The organism is Actinosynnema sp. NPDC004786 (assembly GCF_053601135.1).
This window is the reverse complement of sequence record NZ_JBSGBG010000034.1, coordinates 1-20,462: the sequence shown is the minus strand read 5'-3', so window position 1 is coordinate 20,462 and position 20,462 is coordinate 1. Positions and strand designations below refer to the sequence as shown.

General features: G+C 72.2%; 16 protein-coding genes. 10 read left to right on the top strand and 6 right to left on the bottom strand.

Features of this window, described 5'->3' with window-relative positions:
* The first annotated feature begins 148 nt into the window (after positions 1–148).
* Positions 149–727: a DUF998 domain-containing protein gene (locus ACWEFJ_RS26560; protein ID WP_449715395.1), complete on the top strand. Its 579-nt coding sequence runs from the start codon at positions 149–151 to the stop codon at positions 725–727.
* Positions 724–2,748 carry a glycosyltransferase gene (locus ACWEFJ_RS26555; RefSeq protein WP_449715394.1) on the top strand — a complete coding sequence of 675 codons (2,025 nt, stop codon included), beginning with the start codon at positions 724–726 and terminating at the stop codon, positions 2,746–2,748. The genes ACWEFJ_RS26560 and ACWEFJ_RS26555 overlap by 4 nt, the downstream gene beginning before the upstream one ends.
* A 162-nt stretch (positions 2,749–2,910) precedes the next feature.
* Here ACWEFJ_RS26555 and ACWEFJ_RS26550 read toward each other — a convergent pair whose 3' ends face one another.
* Both ACWEFJ_RS26550 and mptB read right to left on the bottom strand, forming a co-directional pair.
* Entirely contained in the window at positions 2,911–6,558 is a 3,648-nt protein-coding gene (locus ACWEFJ_RS26550) for a patatin-like protein (protein WP_449715393.1), read from the bottom strand.
* 249 nt (positions 6,559–6,807) lie between these two features.
* Positions 6,808–8,370 carry a polyprenol phosphomannose-dependent alpha 1,6 mannosyltransferase MptB gene (gene mptB / locus ACWEFJ_RS26545; protein WP_378084463.1) on the bottom strand — a complete coding sequence of 521 codons (1,563 nt, stop codon included), beginning with the start codon at positions 8,368–8,370 and terminating at the stop codon, positions 6,808–6,810.
* A gap of 116 nt (positions 8,371–8,486) precedes the next feature.
* Between mptB and ACWEFJ_RS26540 the strand changes: the two genes are divergently transcribed.
* From ACWEFJ_RS26540 to ACWEFJ_RS26505, 8 genes are read left to right on the top strand one after another with little or no spacing between them, the layout of a single operon-like run.
* Complete coding sequence (locus tag ACWEFJ_RS26540) at positions 8,487–9,188, top strand: helix-turn-helix transcriptional regulator (RefSeq protein ID WP_378084357.1); 702 nt, start codon at positions 8,487–8,489, stop codon at positions 9,186–9,188.
* Positions 9,185–10,630 (top strand): Fe-S cluster assembly protein SufB, encoded by a 1,446-nt coding sequence (gene sufB, locus ACWEFJ_RS26535; RefSeq protein WP_233815126.1) that lies wholly within the window; start codon positions 9,185–9,187, stop codon positions 10,628–10,630. Before ACWEFJ_RS26540 ends, sufB begins: the two co-directional genes overlap by 4 nt.
* Position 10,631: 1 nt before the next feature.
* Entirely contained in the window at positions 10,632–11,807 is a 1,176-nt protein-coding gene (sufD, locus tag ACWEFJ_RS26530) for a Fe-S cluster assembly protein SufD (protein ID WP_449715392.1), read from the top strand.
* On the top strand, positions 11,804–12,124 hold the full coding sequence (locus ACWEFJ_RS26525; protein ID WP_378084353.1) for a non-heme iron oxygenase ferredoxin subunit: 321 nt from the start codon (positions 11,804–11,806) through the stop codon (positions 12,122–12,124). The genes sufD and ACWEFJ_RS26525 overlap by 4 nt, the downstream gene beginning before the upstream one ends.
* A gap of 34 nt (positions 12,125–12,158) precedes the next feature.
* The gene (gene sufC, locus ACWEFJ_RS26520; RefSeq protein WP_378084351.1) at positions 12,159–12,932 is read left to right on the top strand and encodes a Fe-S cluster assembly ATPase SufC; all 774 of its coding nucleotides are present in this window, start codon (positions 12,159–12,161) and stop codon (positions 12,930–12,932) included.
* A gap of 57 nt (positions 12,933–12,989) precedes the next feature.
* A complete protein-coding gene (locus tag ACWEFJ_RS26515) occupies positions 12,990–14,267 on the top strand; it encodes a cysteine desulfurase (RefSeq protein WP_378084350.1) in 1,278 nt (425 codons plus the stop codon).
* Complete coding sequence (sufU, locus tag ACWEFJ_RS26510; protein WP_378084349.1) at positions 14,267–14,710, top strand: Fe-S cluster assembly sulfur transfer protein SufU; 444 nt, start codon at positions 14,267–14,269, stop codon at positions 14,708–14,710. The genes ACWEFJ_RS26515 and sufU overlap by 1 nt, the downstream gene beginning before the upstream one ends.
* Positions 14,707–15,099: a metal-sulfur cluster assembly factor gene (locus ACWEFJ_RS26505; protein WP_378084347.1), complete on the top strand. Its 393-nt coding sequence runs from the start codon at positions 14,707–14,709 to the stop codon at positions 15,097–15,099. Before sufU ends, ACWEFJ_RS26505 begins: the two co-directional genes overlap by 4 nt.
* Positions 15,100–15,181: 82 nt before the next feature.
* Here ACWEFJ_RS26505 and ACWEFJ_RS26500 read toward each other — a convergent pair whose 3' ends face one another.
* The 4 genes from ACWEFJ_RS26500 to ACWEFJ_RS26485 all read right to left on the bottom strand — a co-directional run bounded on the left by ACWEFJ_RS26500 (position 15,182) and on the right by ACWEFJ_RS26485 (position 20,168).
* Positions 15,182–16,294, bottom strand: a complete 1,113-nt coding sequence (locus tag ACWEFJ_RS26500; RefSeq protein WP_449715391.1) for a carboxylate-amine ligase — start codon at positions 16,292–16,294, stop codon at positions 15,182–15,184.
* Positions 16,295–16,377: 83 nt separating this feature from the next.
* The gene (locus ACWEFJ_RS26495) at positions 16,378–18,081 is read right to left on the bottom strand and encodes an EAL domain-containing protein (protein WP_449715390.1); all 1,704 of its coding nucleotides are present in this window, start codon (positions 18,079–18,081) and stop codon (positions 16,378–16,380) included.
* A gap of 41 nt (positions 18,082–18,122) precedes the next feature.
* Positions 18,123–19,199 carry a lycopene cyclase family protein gene (locus ACWEFJ_RS26490; RefSeq protein ID WP_378084343.1) on the bottom strand — a complete coding sequence of 359 codons (1,077 nt, stop codon included), beginning with the start codon at positions 19,197–19,199 and terminating at the stop codon, positions 18,123–18,125.
* Complete coding sequence (locus ACWEFJ_RS26485) at positions 19,200–20,168, bottom strand: MASE1 domain-containing protein (protein ID WP_449715389.1); 969 nt, start codon at positions 20,166–20,168, stop codon at positions 19,200–19,202. It abuts the gene before it with no gap.
* Positions 20,169–20,462 lie beyond the last annotated feature (294 nt).

Here is a 20,462-nt window from a genome sequence, read left to right as displayed (position 1 = left end):
TGGTGGGGTCAGCCCCCCTGCGGTTCTCCGGGTGGCATCAGGGTCGACTCGGGGGTGTTCCCGATATGTTCGCGCGCCATTCCGGGACAGGATTTCCCTCGTGGTGGAGATCCGGGGGAATAGGCGCACGGCGGTGTTGCCGTGGACGGTGACGGGGTTCGTCCTGTCGCTGTTCCCGATTGTTTACCTGCACGTGGCCTCGGCCGGGGAGCTGAGCCCGGTCGCCCACACGGTCAGCGATTACATCTTCGTGGACCACGGCGCGGGGCTGCTCGCGCTCACGTCGCTGACGCTCGCGGCGGCGTCGATCGGCCTGCTGGTCGCCCTGGTCCGCGCGGGTTTGCCCAGGCGGGGGCCGGTGGCGCTGCTGCTGGGGCTGTGGTCGGCGGGCCTCGCGGTGGCGACGGTGTTCCCGACCGACCCGACCGGCGCGCCCACGTCGTTCTCCGGCGCGGTGCACCGGTACGCGGGCGCGGTGATGTTCGCGAGCCTGCCGCTGGCCGGTTGGCTGATTCACCGGACGTTCCTGCCGAGTCCCACCGTGCGTCGTTTTTCGGTGGCCGCGGGCATCACGTCCGTGGCATTCATGCTCAGTCACGTCTCGGTGGTGTACCCGGGTGACGGCGCGGTGCTGCTCGGCCTTTTCGAACGCGTTTTGTTCGCCGTGCTCTACGGCCTGCTGTTCGCGTTGGCGTCGGCCGTCCTGCGGCGGGAGGAGGCGTCGTGACCTGGCTCGCCGTGGTGCTCGCGGTCCTCGGGGCCGTGTTCTTCGCCTTCGCCGCACGCCTGCAGCACGACGCCGTGCGGGCGAGCGAGGGCGCGTTGCGGGTCCTGGAGCTGCTGCGCAGGCCGCGGTGGCTGGTGGGCCTGCTGCTGCTCGTCCTCGGCGCCGGCGTGCACGCGGCGGCGTTGGGGATGGCGCCGTTGAGCGTGGTGCAGCCGGTCGGCGTGGTGGCCATCGGCATCACCGCGGTCCTCGACGGCCGCCGCCGTGAGCTGCCCGCGGTCGCGTGGACCACGTTCGGCGTGGGGGCGTTCGTGCTCCTGGCCGCGGGCAGCGCCACGTCCACCGCGGTCGTGCCGGAGGCCGAGGTGCGGGCCGCGCTGCTGGCGCTCGGCCTGATCGCGGTCCCCGGCCTGGTCGGGGTGCTGTCCACCCGCCCGGCGGTCCGCGCCCTCGGCTTTGGCGCGGCGGGCGGCGTCGCCTACGGCTTCGTCTCCGTGCTCATGCGGTCGGTGTCGCAGGACGTCCAGCAGGGCGGCCTGACGTGGGCGACCGCGTTGTCGGCGGCGGGCATCGCCGCCTCCCTCCTCGTCGGCGGCTGGTTCATCCAGCACGCCTACGCCAGTGGACCGCCGCACGTGGCGGTCGCCTGCCTCACCGTCGTGGACCCGCTCGTCGCCGTCGGCATCGGCGCGGGACTGCTCGGCGAGGCGAACCGGACCAGCCCGCTCGTCGGCGCCGCCCAGGTGGTGTGCGCCGTGATCGCCATCGGCGGTGTCGTCGCGCTGGCCCGCACCCGAACCCTTCCCGCAGTGCCCACCAGATCGGAGACGACAGTGACCAACGGACGCGCCATGCGGATCGTCATCGCCGCGGAGACGTTCCCGCCGGACGTCAACGGCGCGGCCCGGTTCGCCCACCGCCTCGCCACCGGCCTCGCCGGCCGCGGCCACGACGTGCACGTGATCTGCGTGTCGCCGGACGGCGCGGCCCGCACCGAACGCGCCGACGGGATCACCGTGCACCGGCTGCGCTCGCACCGCACGCCGTTCCACCGCACGTTCCGCATCGGGCTGCCGTGGCAGGTGCGCCGGGACGTCGACGTGCTGCTGGAAGGGCTGCGGCCGGATCTGGTGCACGTGCAGGCGCACTTCGTGGTGGGCCGGCACGTGCTGGGGCGGGCGGCGGCGCTGGGCATCCCGACCGTGGCGACCAACCACTTCATGCCGGAGAACCTGTTCGGGCACGCCCGCGTGCCGGCGTGGTTGCAGGGCGTGGCGTCGCGGTGGGCGTGGCGGGACCTGACGCGGGTGTTCGGGCAGGCCGACGTGGTGACCGCGCCGACGCCGCGGGCCGTGCGGCTGCTGCACGACAACGGGTTCCCGGCCCGCGCGGTGCCGGTGTCGTGCGGCATCGACATCGACCGGTACCGGTCGCGGCGTCCCGTGCGGCGGACCGACGCGCCGACCGTGCTGTTCGTGGGCCGGCTGGACGAGGAGAAGCGGGTGGACGAGCTGCTGCGGGCGTTGGCGCTGGTGCCGCGGCTGCACGCGGAGATCGTGGGCGACGGGTCGTGCCGGGCGGAGTGGGAGCTGCTGGCGCGCGACCTGGGGATCACCGATCGGGTGACGTTCCGGGGGTTCGTGGGCGAGGAGGAGCTGCTGGACGCCTACGCCGGCGCGGACGTGTTCTGCATGCCGGGCATCGCGGAGCTGCAGAGCCTGGCGACGATGGAGGCGATGGCGGCGGGCAAGCCGGTGGTGGTCGCGGACGCCATGGCGCTGCCGCACCTGTGCGCGCCGGGCCGCAACGGCTGGCTGTTCACGCCGGGTGACGTGCGCGGCCTGGCCGACCGGCTGCACGCCGTGACCGCGGACCCGGCCGTGACCGCCCGGATGGGCGCGGCGAGCAGCGACCTGATCGCCGCCCACGCCATCGACACCACCCTGGAGACCTTCGAGTCCCTCTACGCCCGCGCCCTGGGACTGCCTCCCGTCCACCGCACCCCGGCCCTGGCCGCCTGACCCCGGACGCGCGAGTCCTACGTTGAGAACGCGTGTGTCCTACGTTCGGAACGCGTGAGTTGAACACTCGGAACGCGCCCACCGAGGCAAGGGCCGTTCCGAACGTTCAACTCGCCTGTCCCGAACGTAGGACACGCGCGTTCCGAACGTAGGACACGCGGGTCAGTCGAGGTCCGTGCCCGTGGCGGAGCGGCGGGCGGCGCGGTGGGCGACGCGCAGGCCGTTCGCGCTCAGGCGGGGACGGCCGGTGTCGTCCAGCTCGGTGAGGAACTTGAACAGCATCCCGTGCCCCTCCAGCCGCTTCAGCAGCGCCTCGGCCACGTCGTCGGAGTCGAAGTCCAGCACGGACATCTGCTCGACCAGCGACGTGGCGATGGTCCGCCTGGCCCGCAGCGGCACCCACCACGTCGTGACCAGCAGCAGCACCAGCCCGAACGCCAACGCCGTGCCCAGCACCGCCTCCCACCCGGTGAACCGCAGCGAGAACACCTGCACGATCGCGGCGATCACCAGCAGCACCGCCCCGTACACCGCGGCCCACCCGGCGGTCGCGGACGCGGGCGGCTCGGCGGCCTCGGTGTCCCACACCCCGTCCACCTGCCGCCACCGCCGCAACGAGCTGCCCAGCACGTACGACGTCACCGCGCCGAACACGATCGCCACGACCGTGCCGACGACCACGAACGCGGGCTTCAGGTCGTACAGCCGGTACCGCACCACGGCCCACACCCCGACCACGATCGCCGCCGCCACCAGCACCCGCAGCAGCAGCCGCGGCTTGAGCCGGATCCGGCCCAGCACCGCGAGCGGCGTGCCCACCGGCGCGGGCAGGCTCCCGATGACCAGCAACCCCACCACGACCAGCAGCACGCCGCCGACCGCGACCATGCCCGTCACCGCCTGGCCGCCGGTGTCGCCGGACGCCAGGGCGTGCCGCGTCCGGTCGATCGCGACCGTGACCAGCGGGATCACCGGGGACAGCAGCACGAGCCCGTGCAGCAGCGTCCCGGACCGCAACGCCGCGTAGCCGAACGCGGCCAGCAGCGTCCCACCGCCGAACGCCGCCGCCGGCCCCACCGCCCACGGCGGCAGCAGGTCGAACAGCGACAACACCAGCAGCGCGCCGCCCAACGCGAACCCGAGCAGCCCGAGGAACTGCGCCAACCGGCCACCCCGGGTCAACCCGGTGATCGTCCAGTACGGCAGCAGCGCCGCCCCGCGCAACGTCCTGGTCAGCGGTTTCGCCGTGCCCAGACCGGAGTTGTCGCTGTCGGCCACGGTGATCGCCACCGCCGCGGCCGTGGCCGCCGTCCGGATCAGCTGGTCGCTGCTCGCCTCCTGCACCAGCGGCTCACGGCCGATGCCCGCCCGGTCGAACGCCGCCAGCCCCCGCACGCCCACCTCGACCCGGTCGGCGTCCGTGCGCACGGGCAGCCGGGCCAGCAGCGCGGCCTGCTCCTCCAGGAACAGCTCGCCGCGCGAACGCCGGTCCGCGCCCTCGGTCCGGTCGGCCAGGATCGCGGCGCGCAGCGCGGGCAGCTCCTCGCAGATGATCCGCACGTGCAGGCCCCACGCGGCCAGCTCCGCCAGCGCCGCGCACGTCGGCGGGTGGTCGCCGTCGGGATCGGCGTACACCTTGCCCAGCTCGGCCTTCGCCCGCCGCACGCACGGCTCCAGCTCGGCCGGCAGGCCGTCGCCGAACAACGCGGCCACCAGCTCGTCCACCTTCGCCGCGGCCCGCTCGACCGGGTCGCCGCCCGCGCCGGTCAGCCGGTCCACCCGCAGCAGCCGCTTCGGGTCGAACACCACCTTGCACAGCATCGTCGCGCCGTCGAGCCGACCCCAGATCCAGTCGTTGACCCGCCACGACCGCTTGAGGAACCCGGAGAACCGGTGCAGCGACGCCCCGCCCGCCTTGTCCTCGGCGGTGAGGCTGTACTCGGCGAACGCGTTGCGCGTCTGCAGGCTGATCTGCACCAGCTCGACGGCCTGGTCGAGACCGCCGCGCGTGTCGTCGGCCAGGCACGTCGTGGCCACCTCCAGCGCCAGCACGCGGGACAGCCACAGCTCGCCCGCGACCAGCCCCGCCTCGGCCTCCGCCTCGGTGCGCGGCTCGGTCAGCAACCGGTGCCACGACCGCAGCTCGCCCACCCGCAGCTGCTCCTCGTCCAGCTGGTCGAGGATGTCGCGCGCGTCGCCGAGGACGCCCGCGATCCGCTCCACCTGCTCCCGCACCCGCTGCCCGACGCCGTCCGGCTCGTCCAGCATCTTCTCGGCGAACCGGCGGACCCGCCGCCCCCAGTACTCCTGGTCCAGCTCCTCCGGCGCGCCGGTGGTCCAGTGCCCGTCCAGGTCGACCCGGGCGGCGCGCAGCCGTGCCCGCACGTCGAACAGGTTCGTGCGGGCCATCGCGAGCCGCTGCGCATCCGGCATGATCCACACCAGCCGCTTGAGCACGTCCATCGCGGCGGACGCGAGCCGTTCGGCCATCGTGATGCCCCACGGCCAGCCGTGGTCGGGCAGCGGCGCGGGCTGGGGCCGGGTCGGCACGTACGGCAGCCGGCCCCACTCGGCGCGGTGCTCCCGCTGGGCCGCCTCGGCCGCCGCGCGGACCCGTTCGAACGTCCAGCCGGCGGCGTTCGCGCCCGGCACCTCGAACTGGCGGGTCGCGACGTCGCGGGCGGCGTGCCGGATGCGGACGTCCTCGTAGTGGTCGTGCAGCGTCTCGGCCAGCGCGTACAGCTTCCCGGTGACCGAACCGCCCGACGCCAGCCGGTCCAGCAGCGCGTTGCGGCCGCCGCGGCGGGACGCGGCGTTGCGATTGTGCTCCTCGATGCGCTCGACGTAGGTCCGGCCGCTCTGGCTGGTCAGCGCGCCGAGCAGCTTGCCGCCGGTGGCGACGGTGCTGGGCAGCGCGCCGTCCACCGGGGCCACGGGCTCCACGACCGCCTCCGGGGCGTGCGGGAACACCAGCAGCATCACCCGTCGCACCGGGCCTTCGGCGGCCATCCGGTCGATGGCCTCCAGCGCCTCCTTGGTGGGGGTGTTCACCAGGACGCCGCCGTCCACGGCGTAGCGGGACCGGTTGTCGGTGTCGTTGGCCCACGACGCGACCTCGGCCATGTTCGGCTTGTCGCCGTCGGGCGCGCCCGGCGCGACCGGGATGAACGACGGTTCGAACGCGAACGGGAACGACGCGGACGAGCGCGCGGCCAGCGCCATGCGGCCGACCAGGGCGGGGAGCTTGTCGGCGGTGAAGTCGTCGCGGCCGCCGGGGTCGCGGCGGAAGGAGAAGCTGCCCTGGTGGGACGCCTGCACCAGGGTCTGGCCCAGGTCGTCGTAGGTGACCGTGGGCACGCCCGCGAGCAGCGTCGTGGTGATCCGCAGGTCGACCGGGCGGTCCTCCTGCGGGGCGAAGTCGGTGGTCAGGCGTTCGAGCGCCTCCTTCAGGCGGGGGAGGAAGAACTCGTCGCCGCGCAGCAGGGAGACCGGCTCGCCGCGGAACGGGGTGCGCAGCAGTTGTTCCATCCGCCCCTGCTCGGCCCACAGGTCACGCAGCCGTTCCAGCTTGGCGTTGGCGTTGACCTGCGACAACGCCAGGGCCGCGCCGTTGATGCCGCCGGCCGACGTGCCCGTGATGACGTCGGCGCGGGCCGTGCTGCCGACCATGTCGAGCAGGTCGGCGTACGGACCGGCCCCCCGGGTCAGCCGGTCGAGTTCGAGCACGACCCCGCCCATCCACACGGCGAGGCTCACACCCCCGTTCAGCACGACGGCGAATCGGATCTGCTCCCTGGGCACGTCCACCATCACGCACTCCTCCCCGACCGCGCCGATCCTCCCGCACCGGCCCTACCTGCTCTCTCGCCCACCACCCGATCCCGTTACCCCCCGTGTGTCGAACCTCCGGGTCCCGTGTGTCGAACCTTCAGGTCCCATGAGTTCGACATTCGGGTTCGAGCGTGTGGACGCGAGCGTTGAGTTCAGGGGTCCTGAGCGTTCGACACACGCGATGCGAGTGTTCGACACACGGGTCCTGAAGGTTCGACACGCGGGGGGTCAGGCGGAGCCGGGCAGGGGGTCGCGTTTGATCAGGGGGAGGACCTGCCTGCGGGCGACGAAGAGGCACACGGCGAACGCGATCACGGCCCCGGTCACGGCCTGCGGCACGATGTAGGCGCGCCCGTCGAACGCCGAGCCGGTCGGCGGCAGGATCACCGCGATCACCGCGCTCGCGGTCGTCGCGAACACCCGGAACCGACGCGCCAGCACGCCCGTGGCCAGCGGCAACGCCGCCCACAGCACGTACCACGGCTGGAGCACCGGCCCCAGCACCAGCACCGCGCCCAGCCCCGCGCCGAGCCCGTTGACGGCCTTGATCCGCCCCCGGAACGCCTTCCACAGCAGCGTCGCCACGATCACCACCGACACCGCCTGCGTCACGATCCGCATCAGCACGATCATCGACTCGGTGTGGTTGCCCAGCCCCAGCAGCAGCCCCAGCCCGCCGCCCAGGAACCCCATCGCGGTCGGCGGCGACATCCAGCTCTTCACCGTGCTGGCGACGTTCAGCGTCTCCACCCACCCGAACCCGAGCCCGGTGCCGACGCACGTCCCCACCATCACCACACCCGAGACGAGCAGCAACAGCAGCGCCGCCCGCACCAGGTCGGAGAACCTGCCGCCCCACCGCCGCGCGATCATCACGCCCAGGAAGCCGAGCGCCAGCGCGGCCGGGATCTTCACCGCCGCGCCCATCGTGATCATCGTCGCGCCGAGCGTGATCCAGAGCAGCTCCTCGCGCGTCGTCGGCGCGCCGGGCGTGACCGGCATCTTGCGCAGCGCCAACTCGAGCCCCACCAGCATCAGGCCGATCGCCAGGCCCTCGTTGTGCACGCCGACGACCAGGTGGAACAGCACCAGCGGGTTCGCCGCGCCCAGCCACAGCGCCGCCACCGGCGGCACGCCGAAGCGCCGCGCGAGCCGCGGCAGCGCCCACACGATCATCGCCAGGCCCAGCAGCCCCAGCAGCCGGTGCAGGAAGATGCCGGGCAGCACGCTGTCGCCGGTCACCATCGAGATGACCCGCCCGACGGCCAGGAACAGCGGCCCGTACGGCGCGGGCGTCTCCCGCCAGATGTTCGGCACGTTCTTGGTCAGGTCGTGCTCCACGCCCAGCGCCGTGGCGGGCCCCAGCTCGTACGGGTCCTGCCCGTTGGCGGCGATCTGCGACTGCGCCAGGTAGCTGTAGACGTCCCGGCTGAACATGGGCAGCACGAACACCAGCGGCGTGATCCACATCAGCAGCGTGCGGTCGAGCTGGCTGCGCGACATCAGCCGGGGCCTGCCCGGCCGGGCGAACCGGCCCAGCCACAGCCACGCCGACACGATGAGGAAGATGCCGGTCCAGGCGACGCCCATCGCGGCGCTCGGCATCCGGGGGAACAGCCCGAGCAGCGGGGTGCCGGGCAGGGGGCTGAACACGGGCGCCGCGCCCGCCCCGAGCGAGCCCACGGCCAGCAGCAACGCGCCCACGGTGCCCCACCGGCGGATGATGTCGAGCTGCCGGGTCTCGGTCGCGTCGAGGGGCGCTGCCTCGCCGATCTCGCTCCGGTTCGTCATCACCAGTCCGCCCGCCGTCACGTCCGAAGGGTAGCGGCCGGCCCGGGCGCGTGACTCGGGTCACCCGGCGCGCACCGATCTTTGCGACCGACCGCGAAATACGCAACACTGGTGTTGTGAAAAACGCCGGGACCTCTCCGACCGCCGTGCCGTCCGGGCACGACGGGCGGACCCGGCACGCCGTCGCACGGCTCCTCCTGGAGCAGGGCCCGGTGGCCGCGGCCTCGGTCGCGGAGCAGCTGGGCCTGAGCCCCACGGCGGTGCGCCGGCACATCGACGCGCTGGTGGCGGACGGCGAGGCGACCGGCAGGGAGGCCCCCCGCCGGGGTCAGCGCGGCCGGGGTCGCCCGGCCAAGCTGTTCCTGCTGACCGAGCAGGGGCGGGCCCGCTTCGGGCACGCCTACGACGACCTCGCCGTGGCCGCGCTGCGGTTCCTCGCCGAACAGGGCGGGGAGGAGGCGGTACGGGCCTTCGCCGAACGACGGGTGTCCGCATTCGTCGACCGGCACCGCTCGGCCATCGTCGACCGCCCCGACGCCGCGGACCGGGCCAAGGCCCTCGCGGTGGCGTTGACCAGGGAGGGCTACGCTGCCTCGGCGCGCACCGTGGGGGCGGGCGAGCAGCTCTGCCAGCACCTGTGCCCGGTGGCGCACGTCGCGGCGGAGTTCCCGCAGCTGTGCGAGACCGAGACGGCGGCGTTCGCCGACCTGCTCGGCACGCACGTCCAACGCCTGGCCACGATCGCCCGCGGCGATGCCGTGTGCACGACGCACATCCCGAACACACCCCGGATCCCAGATGGAGGGGAGCCCGCATGACTGCCGCTGCCGAGCAGCGCACCACCACAGCCCCGCTCACCCAGGAAGAGACCCTGGCGAGCATCGGCAACTACGAGTTCGGCTGGGCCGACTCGGACGTGGCAGGCGCGAGCGCTCGCCGGGGCCTGAACGAGGACGTCGTTCGGGACATCTCGGCGAAGAAGAACGAGCCCGAGTGGATGCTGGACTTCCGGCTGAAGGCGCTGCGCCTGTTCGACCGCAAGCCGATGCCGACGTGGGGTTCCGACCTGTCGGGCATCGACTTCGACAACATCAAGTACTTCGTCCGGTCGACCGAGAAGCAGGCGGCGACCTGGGACGACCTGCCCGACGACATCAAGAACACCTACGACAAGCTGGGCATCCCGGAGGCGGAGAAGCAGCGCCTGGTCTCCGGCGTCGCGGCCCAGTACGAGTCCGAGGTCGTCTACCACAAGATCCGCGAGGACCTCGAGGAGCAGGGCGTCATCTTCCTCGACACGGACACCGCCCTCAAGGAGCACCCGGAGCTGTTCAAGGAGTACTTCGGCTCCGTCATCCCGTCGGGTGACAACAAGTTCTCCGCGCTGAACTCCGCGGTGTGGTCGGGCGGCTCGTTCATCTACGTGCCGAAGGGCGTGCACGTCGAGATCCCGCTCCAGGCCTACTTCCGGATCAACACCGAGAACATGGGCCAGTTCGAGCGCACGCTGATCATCGTCGACGAGGGCGCGTACGTGCACTACGTCGAGGGCTGCACCGCGCCGATCTACTCGTCGGACTCGCTGCACTCCGCCGTCGTGGAGATCATCGTCAAGAAGGGCGGCCGCTGCCGCTACACGACCATCCAGAACTGGTCGAACAACGTCTACAACCTGGTCACCAAGCGCGCCAAGGCCGAAGAGGGCGCGACCATGGAGTGGATCGACGGCAACATCGGCTCCAAGGTCACCATGAAGTACCCGGCCGTGTTCCTCATGGGCGAGCACGCCAAGGGCGAGGTCCTCTCGATCGCGTTCGCGGGCGAGGGCCAGCACCAGGACGCCGGCGCGAAGATGGTCCACATGGCGCCGCACACGTCGTCCACGATCGTGTCGAAGTCGGTGGCGCGCGGCGGCGGCCGCACCTCCTACCGCGGCCTCGTGCAGGTCAACAAGCGGGCGCACCACTCGAAGTCCACGGTCAAGTGCGACGCGCTGCTGGTGGACAACATCAGCCGCTCGGACACCTACCCCTACGTGGACGTCCGCGAGGACGACGTGTCGATGGGCCACGAGGCCACGGTCTCGAAGGTCTCCGAGGACCAGCTGTTCTACCTGATGTCCCGCGGTCTCAACGAGGACGAGGCCATGGCGATGATCGTGCGCGGGTTCGTCGAGCCCATCGCGCGCGAGCTGCCGATGGAGTACGCCCTCGAGCTGAACCGCCTGATCGAGCTGCAGATGGAAGGGGCCGTCGGCTGACATGGCCGTCACCACCGAAGACCAGCAACACGGCCTGACGGCCCACTCGCACGGTGCAGGTGCTCCCGTCTCGTCACGCGCCGACCACTTCACGTCGTTCGACGTGAACGCGTTCGAGGTGCCCGGGGGGCGCGAGGAGATCTGGCGCTTCACCCCCATGAAGCGCCTGGCGAACCTGCACCGGGGAGCCGAGGCGACCGGCGCGGTGACCGTCGACGTGGACGCGCCGGAGGGCGTCGCGGTCGAGACCGTGGCGCGCGACGACGAGCGGCTGGGCGTCGCGGGCACCCCCGGCGACCGGATCGCCGCCCAGGCGTGGACGTCGTTCACCCAGGCCACCGTCGTCACCCTGCCGGGTGACGCGAAGGTCGGGCCGACCACGATCACCGTGACCGGCGCGGGCCAGGGCAAGGTCGCCTACGGCCACCTGCACGTGCACGCCAAGCCGTTCGCCGAGGCCGTCGTCGTCATCGACCACCGCGGCTCCGGCGCCTACGCCGACAACGTCGAGTTCGTCGTCGGCGACGGCGCGCACCTCACCGTGGTCGCCATCCAGGACTGGGCCGACGACGCGGTGCACGTCTCCGCGCACCACGCCCGGCTGGGCCGCGACGCCTCGTTCAAGCACACCGTCGTCACCCTCGGCGGCGACGTGGTCCGCCTCACCCCGGTGGTCACCTACACCGGCCGCGGCGGCGACGCCGAGCTGCTCGGCCTGTACTTCGCCGACGCGGGCCAGCACCTGGAGCACCGCACCTTCGTCGACCACGCGGTGTCCAACTGCCGCAGCAACGTCGTCTACAAGGGCGCGCTCCAGGGCGAGGACGCGCACACGGTGTGGATCGGCGACGTGCTGATCCGCGCCGCGGCCGAGGGCACCGAGACCTTCGAGCTGAACCGCAACCTGGTGCTGACCGACGGCGCGCGCGCCGACTCGGTGCCGAACCTGGAGATCGAGACCGGCGAGATCGAGGGCGCGGGCCACGCCAGCGCCACCGGCCGGTTCGACGACGAGCAGCTGTTCTACCTCCAGGCCCGCGGCATCCCGGAGGAGCAGGCGCGCAGGCTGGTCGTGCGCGGGTTCTTCCACGAGATCCTGCTCAAGATCGGCGTCCCCGAGGTGCGCGAGCGCCTCGAAGCCGCCATCGAGGCGGAACTCGAAGCGGTGGGCGCGTGATCCGGGTGTGCTCGCTGACCGACCTCGACGACCGCAAGCCCGCGGCGTTCGAGGTCGGCGACGAGTACACCCCGGTCGTGCTCGTCCGCGACGGCGGGACCGTGCACGCGCTGCGCGACCTGTGCTCGCACGCCGAGGTCGCGCTCAGCGAGGGCGAGGTGACGCGCAAGGGCGTGGAGTGCTGGCTGCACGGGTCGTGCTTCGACCTGCGCACCGGCCGCCCGTCCTCGCCGCCCGCCACCGAGCCGGTCGACGTGTTCGCCGTCGAACTCCGCGGTGACGACGTCTACGTGGACGTCACCACCACCACGAACTGACTTCCGCCCGCAACACCAGGAGAACGAAGCACCAATGGCCACTCTGGAGATCAAGGACCTGCACGTCTCGGTCACCACCGAGGAGGGTTCCAAGGAGATCCTCAAGGGCGTCGACCTGACCATCAAGGCGGGCGAGACCCACGCGATCATGGGTCCCAACGGCTCGGGCAAGTCCACCCTGTCCTACGCCATCGCCGGCCACCCCAAGTACGAGATCACCTCCGGCAGCGTGCTGCTGGACGGCGAGGACGTGCTGGAGATGACCGTGGACGAGCGCGCCCGCGCGGGTCTCTTCCTCGCCATGCAGTACCCGGTCGAGGTGCCCGGCGTCTCGATGTCGAACTTCCTCCGCACCGCCGCCACCGCCGTGCGCGGCGAGGCCCCGAAGCTGCGCCACTGGGTCAAGGAGGTCAAGGAGGCGATGTCCGACCTGGACATCGACCCGGCCTTCGCCGAGCGCTCGGTCAACGAGGGCTTCTCCGGCGGCGAGAAGAAGCGCCACGAGATCCTGCAGCTCGGGCTGCTCAAGCCGAAGATCGCGATCCTCGACGAGACCGACTCCGGCCTGGACGTCGACGCGCTGCGCGTCGTGTCCGAGGGCGTGAACCGGTACAAGCAGTCCGGCGAAGCCGGCGTGATGCTGATCACCCACTACACCCGGATCCTCAAGTACATCTCGCCCGACTTCGTCCACGTCTTCGCGGGTGGCCGGATCGTCGAGTCCGGCGGCCCCGAGCTGGCCGACCAGCTCGAGGCGGAGGGTTACGTGAAGTACACCGGGAAGGCGGAAGCCGCCGCGATCGGCTGACGTTGCACCTGTCGTGCACCTGTCCGTGAACACGTATCGAGAGGAGGCGTCGGAGCAGTGACCACGACCGCCACTCCACTGGACGTCGCTACCGTCCGGGCGGACTTCCCGATCCTGGGCCGCACCGTGCGGGAGGGCAAGCGGCTGGTCTACCTCGACTCCGGCGCCACCTCGCAACGGCCGAGGCAGGTCCTCGACGCCGAGCGCGCCTTCCTGGAGACCGCCAACGCCGCGGTGCACCGCGGCGCGCACCAACTGGCCGAAGAGGCCACGGACGCCTACGAGGGCGCCCGGCAGAAGATCGCCGACTTCGTGGGCGTCGACTACGGCGAGATCGTGTTCACCAAGAACGCGACCGAGGGCGTGAACCTGGTCGCGTACGCGATGGGCAACGCGGCCACCGCCGGACCCGAGGCCGAGCGGTTCCGCGTCGGCCCCGGCGACGAGATCGTCGTCACCGAGATGGAGCACCACGCGAACCTCGTCCCGTGGCAGCAGTTGGCCGCGCGGACGGGCGCCACGCTGCGGTGGTTCGGCGTGACCGACGAGGGCCGGCTGGACCTGTCGGACCTCGACTCGCTGATCAACCCGAGGACGAAGGTCGTCGCCTTCACGCACCAGTCGAACGTGCTCGGCACGGTGAACCCGGTGCGCGTGCTGGTCGACGCGGCCCGCGCGGTGGGCGCGCTGACGGTGCTCGACGCGTGCCAGTCCGTGCCGCACGGCCCGGTCGACTTCGGCGCGCTGGGCGTGGACTTCGCCGTGTTCAGCGGCCACAAGATGCTCGGACCGTCGGGCATCGGCGTGCTCTACGGCCGCCGCGAGCTGCTGGAGGCGCTGCCGCCGTTCCTCACCGGCGGGTCGATGATCGAGATGGTCCACATGGCGAAGTCGACCTTCGCCCCGCCGCCCGCGCGGTTCGAGGCGGGCGTGCCCATGACGTCGCAGGCGGTGGCGCTGGGCGCGGCGGTGGACTACCTCAACGCCCTCGGCATGGACCGCGTCGCGGCGCACGAGCACGTGCTGACCGAGGCGGCGCTGCGCGGCCTGGCCGGTGTGCCGGGCGTGCGGGTCGTCGGACCGCTGGACGTGGTGGACCGCGGCGGCGCGGTGTCGTTCGTGGTGGAGGGCATCCACGCGCACGACGCGGGCCAGGTGCTCGACAGCCTGGGCGTCGCGGTGCGCGTCGGCCACCACTGCGCGTGGCCGCTGCACCGGCGGATGGACGCGGCCGCGACCGTGCGGGCCAGCTTCTACCTGTACAACACGCTGGACGAGGTGGACGCGCTGGTCGACGCCGTCCGCGAAGCGCAGAAGTTCTTCGGGGTGGCGTGATGCAGCTGCAGCAGATGTACCAGGAGATCATCCTGGACCACTACAAGAACCCGCACGGCCGCGGCCTGCGGGACGAGTTCGACGGCGAGTCCCACCAGATCAACCCCACGTGCGGGGACGAGGTGACGCTGCGGGTCAAGCTCGACGGCGACACGGTGCGCGACGTGTCCTACGACGGTCAGGGCTGCTCGATCAGCCAGGCGTCCACCTCGGTGCTCACCGACCTGGTGGTCGGCCGGCCGTTGGGCGAGGCGTTCGAGAAGATGGACGCGTTCGTCGAGCTGATGCAGGGCAAGGGCAAGGTCGAGCCGGACGAGGACGTCCTGGAGGACGGCATCGCGTTCGCGGGCGTGGCGAAGTACCCGGCACGCGTGAAGTGCGCGCTGCTGGGCTGGATGGCTTTCAAGGACGCGGTGGCACGCAGCGAGGGAGCGAAGGCATGAGCACCGAAGAGGACGTGGTGCGCGGCATCGAGGGCATGCCCGAACCGCCGGCGCCGAAGGCCGACGTGGCCGCCGTGGACGACGTCGAGGAGGCCATGCGCGACGTGGTCGACCCCGAACTGGGCATCAACGTCGTGGACCTCGGCCTGGTGTACGACATCCGGGTGGACGAGGAGAACGTCGCGCTGATCGACATGACGCTCACGTCCGCGGCGTGCCCGCTGACCGACGTCATCGAGGACCAGACGCGGTCGGCGCTGGTCGGCGGTGGCGGCGGCGGGATCGTCAACGACTTCCGCATCAACTGGGTGTGGATGCCGCCGTGGGGCCCGGAGAAGATCACCGACGACGGCCGCGAGCAGTTGCGGGCACTCGGCTTCACGGTCTGACCCGCACCCGACCGACAACCCGCACAGGGGTCCTCGCCGCGAGGGCCCCTGTGTCGTCCCACCGCCCCGTCGGGGCACGACGTCAGGGCTGGACGGTCAGCAGCCGGACCACGTCCGCCAGCGACCCGCGTTCCCGGAACGCCCTCCGCTGCCGGGCCGCGCCCGTGCCGTCCAGCAGCAACCGGTCGACGCCGTCCACCACCAGGTCCTCGTCGCCCGCCGCCCGCAACGCCGGGCGCGTCCAGTCCAACAACGACCGCACCATGTCCACCGCCGGCACCAACCGGCCGCTGTGCGGCTCGATCCCCGCCCCGTCCAACCCGTCCCGCGCCGCCCGCCACAACGCCGTCCGCAACGCCAGGTCCGGCACCCGGTGGGCCGGCACCCCGGCCAGCGCGGTCGCCGCGATCGCCCGCACGAGCGCCGCCAGCACCACCGCCTCGTCCACGGTCACCGCCACGTCGCACACCCGCAGCTCCACCGTCGGGTGCCGGGCCGACAACCGCACGTCCCAGTACACCATCGCGGGGTCCAACGCCGCCCCGCTCGACCACAGCACCCCCGTGCCCCGGTGGTAGTCCTCCGCCGACTCGAACCACGGCGGCGCGCCCGCCGACGGCCACGGGCTCCACGCCAGGTAGCGCCAACTCGCGTACCCCGTGTCCCGCCCGTCCGCGAACGGCGAGTTGGCGCTCAGCGCCAGCAGCACCGGCAGCCACTGCCGCAGGTGGTTGCTGACCAGCACCCCCGTCTCCTCGTCCGGGATGCCGACGTGCACGTGGCACCCGCAGATCATCAGCCCGTCCACCAGCGGCCCGTACTCGGCGGCGATCCGGCGGTAACGCGCGGTGTCGGTCAGCGGCGGCGGCCGGCTGCCGCCCAGCAGCGGCGTCCCGCTCGCCACGACCCGCGCACCGTGCGCGCCCGCCAACGCGGCCAGCTCACGCCGCGCCGCCAGCAACTGCTCACGCACCTCCGCCATGCTCCGGCACACCGGCGTGGCGCTCTCCACCTGGTACTTCGTCATCTCGGTCTGCAGGTCCAGCCCGGACCGGGCGCCGCCGAGCACGACGCCCGCCAGCGGCACCAGCACCCCGGTATCCGCGTCGACCAGCAGGAACTCCTCCTCGACCCCCACCGTCAGCGGCGGGTCGGACACGCTTCGCGGAAGCGGTAGGGCGATGACCTCACTCACCAGGGACCTCCCGTGCGGTGGGTAGTCACCGTGATGCTAGGAGTAACCGACCGGGTCGCACAGGCAGCTTTGCGGTGAACTTCCTAGCTCACCGCGAGGTGCGGCCCGCCCCGCAGCACGTCGACGTGGTCGCTGCCCGGCCGCCCCAACACCCAACTGTTGCCCCGCAACGACTTCGCGTGCTCCTTCAACGGCGCGAGCAACCGCGACACCTCGCGGTACGACCCCACCGACCCCGCCGCGCAGACCAACGTCGCCAACGACAACGTCACCGCGCGCCCCTCCGCCTCGAACGGCACGTCCAGCACACCCGCGGCGAACGGCACGATCTCGTCCAACCCCGCCACCACCAGGAAATCGTCCCCGCCCACGTGCCCCACCTGCACGCCCGGGAACGACCCCGCCCCCTCGGTCAGCGCACGCCCTATCGCCCGGATCAGGTCGTCCCCGGCCGCGAACCCCGCCGAGTCGTTGACCCGCTTGAACGCGTCCACGTCCAACCACCCCACGGCGAACAGCTCGCCGCCCAGGATGCGCCGGTCCACCTCGCGCGCGATCGAGTCGCTGCCCGGCAGCCGCGTCAACGGGCTCAACGCCGCCGCCTGCTCCACCTTCATCTCCGCCACACCGCGCACGACGTCCGCGACGCGCACCACACCGAGGCACCGGTCGTCGTCGTCCACGACCACCAGGTCGTCGTTGGTGCGCTCCCGGTTCGCGTGCGCGACGACGTCCAACAACTCCAGCGCGCTGGACTCCGCCCCGATCAGCTTCGGCTTGTCCGCCAACCGCGCCGCCTCCCGCTTGGCGTGCAGGGCGTGCCCGAACGGCCCCGTCACCGCCAGCAGGAACCGGTTGCGGTCCACCGTCCACCGCGGCCGGTTCTCCCCGTCCACGAGCACCACGCCGCTGACCGTCGGCTGGTTCGCCAGCACGTCCCGCACCTCCTCGGACGTCGCCGAGTCGGGCAGCGTCGTCGCCGGGTGCAGGAAGTCGGTCACCTTCGGGCCGTTCCGGCGCCGCAACGGCGCGGTCATCGTGCTGGTGACCGCCTCCGGGTCGATGACCTCGCTCAACACCGCCGCGATCGTCGCGTCCACCTTCGGCCGGCGCTGCGGGCTCGCCAGCAGGTTGCCCTGCGCGAGCCGCACCCCCAGCCGGCGCAGCGCGGCCAGCTGCGCCTCCGTCTCCACACCCTCCGCCACCACCAGCGAACCCGTGTGCTCGCACAGGTGCTGCAACGCCTGCGCCAGCGCGAAGCGCGCCGGGTCGACCGGCAGCGCCACCACCACCTCGCGGTCCAGCTTCACCACGTCCGGTCGCACCTCGGTGAGCAGCGACAACGGCGAATCACCCTCGCCGACGCCGTCCAACCCGATCCGGAACCCGTCCTCCCGCAACCGCGCGATGCCCCGCACCAGCAGCCGGCGCGGCGCGCGCGAGTACGGCGTGCCGACCTCGACGACCAGGTCCGCCGGGGTGCGCCCCACCTCGCGCAGCACCCCGTACAGCGGGGCCATCAGCTCCGGCTTGTCCGCGATCGTCAACGCCAGCAGGTTGACGTGCAGCGGCACGCCCAGGCCGTGCTCGGCCGCGTGCCGGACCGCCCGGCAGGCGAGCGCCACGTCGGTGTTGGCCAGGTATCCCGCGCGGAACGCCATCCGCAGCAGGTCCTGCACGGTGCCGTCGTGCGGCCGGGCGAGCGCTTCAACCGCCACGACCCCTCCGGTGTGGAGGTTGAACAACGGCTGGAAGGCGAAGCGAACGTCATCCAGCAAGGCGGGCACGCGTCGATCGTGCCCCTCCGCCCATGCCCTTGCCGAGACCGTTAACCAGGTGTTCCCGCACTCGTGGCCGAATGCACAGGAAATGCCAGGCGGGCTCGCATACCCCACGACGCCGACCGGAACAGCCGGAGCATCGCGCGAGCGGTCCCGCCCAGGTCATCCGGCTCGCCGAGGTAGGCGCGTTGAAGACTGCCGGGCAAATGGAAGAAGTCGTTGAAGAATTCCGGCACGGCGTCGGGCGGCAACGCCAGCAACGCCTCCAACCCGTGCGACCGCAACCCCCGGACCGCCCGTTCCGCCACCGTGCGCCCCACCCCGCGCCCCGCCGCGAGCGCGTCCGCCACCACCGGCGCGCGCCGCAACGCCACCGCCACGCTGTACCCCGTCGCCGGGTGCACCCACCCCGCCGCCGCCCCGAACGCGCCGGCCCGCGGCCGCCCGTCCAACGGGATGCGCACCCGCTCCTCACCCGCCGGCACCGCTACCCCGTGCGCGGCCAGGCGCGCGTGCAACCGCAACCGCAACTCCCGCAGCGGCAACCCCGGCCGACGCGCCAACGACGTCTCCTCCAGCAACACCTCGTCCGCCGACACCGGGATCGCGTACAGGAACGTCGGATCACCCGTCGTCGCCGCGGGCGGCTTCCGCCAATCCATGATCAACGCCTCGTCCGGCCCGACGAACGGGACTGCCGCCGCGGCCGGCACCACCACCCCCACCGCCGTCTGCGCCGCACCCCGACCACCCGCCGCACCGGCCGCGTCCACCACCCGACCGGTCAACACCCGACCGTCCGCCAACGTCACCGACGTGCCCGTCCACCCCACCACCCGACCCGCCACGACCCGCACCGCGTCCGGCAGACGCCGCAACCGCTCGTTGTCCAACACCGCATAGCCCCGCGCGAGCACGTGCTCGCCCGTCGTGAACGCCCGAGCCCTCGCCGTGCGCACCGCGACCGGCGCGCCCACCGGCAGCTCGTCCGCCCACGCCCCGTACGTCGCCCGCCACGGCCGCCCCGGGTTCGGGTCGACCACCGTCGTGCCCAGACCCCGCGCCGCGCACGCCCGCGCCAACGCCCGCCCCGCCGGCCCGCCGCCGACGACCACCACGTCCACTCAGCGCTCCTCCGGCGGCTTCGGCGGCAGCAGCTTGCCCAACCCCAACGGCTGGTACCGCGCCACGACCTCCGCCAACTGCTCCACCGTCCGCTCGATCGCCTCCCGCGCCGCGTTGCGCTCCGCGATCACCGCGGACAACAACAGCGCGGTCAACACCGCCGTCCCGTTGAACGCCTGCAACGTCACCATGCGCGGCAGCAACCCCATGTCCGCGAACGGGCCGGAGCCGCGCGCCGCGCCCCAGGCCGCCAACGTCGCCGCGATGACCGTGCACGGCGCCGTGCCCACGTGCTGGAACCGCAGCGCCGCCCAGATCAGGAACGGGAACACCAAGTACATCAGCCGCAGGTTGTGCGTGGTCGCCACGGTCATCACCACCGTCGTGCTCACCAGCAACGCGGCCGCCTCCAACCACCGGCGCGCCGGGTGGCCCCGCCACCGCAGGCGGCGGAACGCGAGCACGATCGGCACCAGCACCAGCACACCGAGCACGTCGCCGGTCCACCAGACCACCCACGTCGACCAGAACAACCCGCCGTCGATCACCCCCGCCACCAGCAGCGTGGCCGAGCCGATCGTCGCGCTCACCACCATGCCCGCGAACCCGCCCAGCAACACCAGCGCTATCGCGTCCCGCGCCCGGTCCACCTCCGGCCGGAACCCCGCCCGCCTCAGCAGCAGGTACGCGACCACCGGGCCGAGCGTGTTGCCGGCGGTGACGAGGACCGTGGCACCGAGGTCGGTGAACGTGAAGTTGACCGCGAACGCCCCGACCACGATCGCCGGCCACATCCGCGGCCCGCCGAGCAGCAGGGCGAGCACCGCCACCCCGGTCGGCGGCCACAGCGGTGTCACCTGGTCGTTGATCAGGGCCTGGAGCAGGCCGAGCCGGGCACCCGCGTAGTAACAAGCCGCGACGACGGCCAGGCGGCGCGCGTACCGACCGAGCCCAGGGGGGAGCTGCACGGCCTCAGCATCCACCCCCGGACGGGGTCGCACCACGCCTAGCTGCGGAGATGCCGCAACCGACCCCCCGATTTCACTATCCGGGGACACTCGTGTAAGTTTCTCTCTGCCAGCGCGGAACGGGCCGGAGAGAGACCGGAACGGAGCGCGGCGGACAACAAGCCCCGGATCGAATCACTGAAGTGATGAGTGACGGTGTGCGCGTGTTCTTTGAGAACTCAACAGCGTGCCGAATAGCCAGTAAATTGTATGAACCTCGTCAAGAGGTTTCCTTTGAGATTGTTACTGGACAGC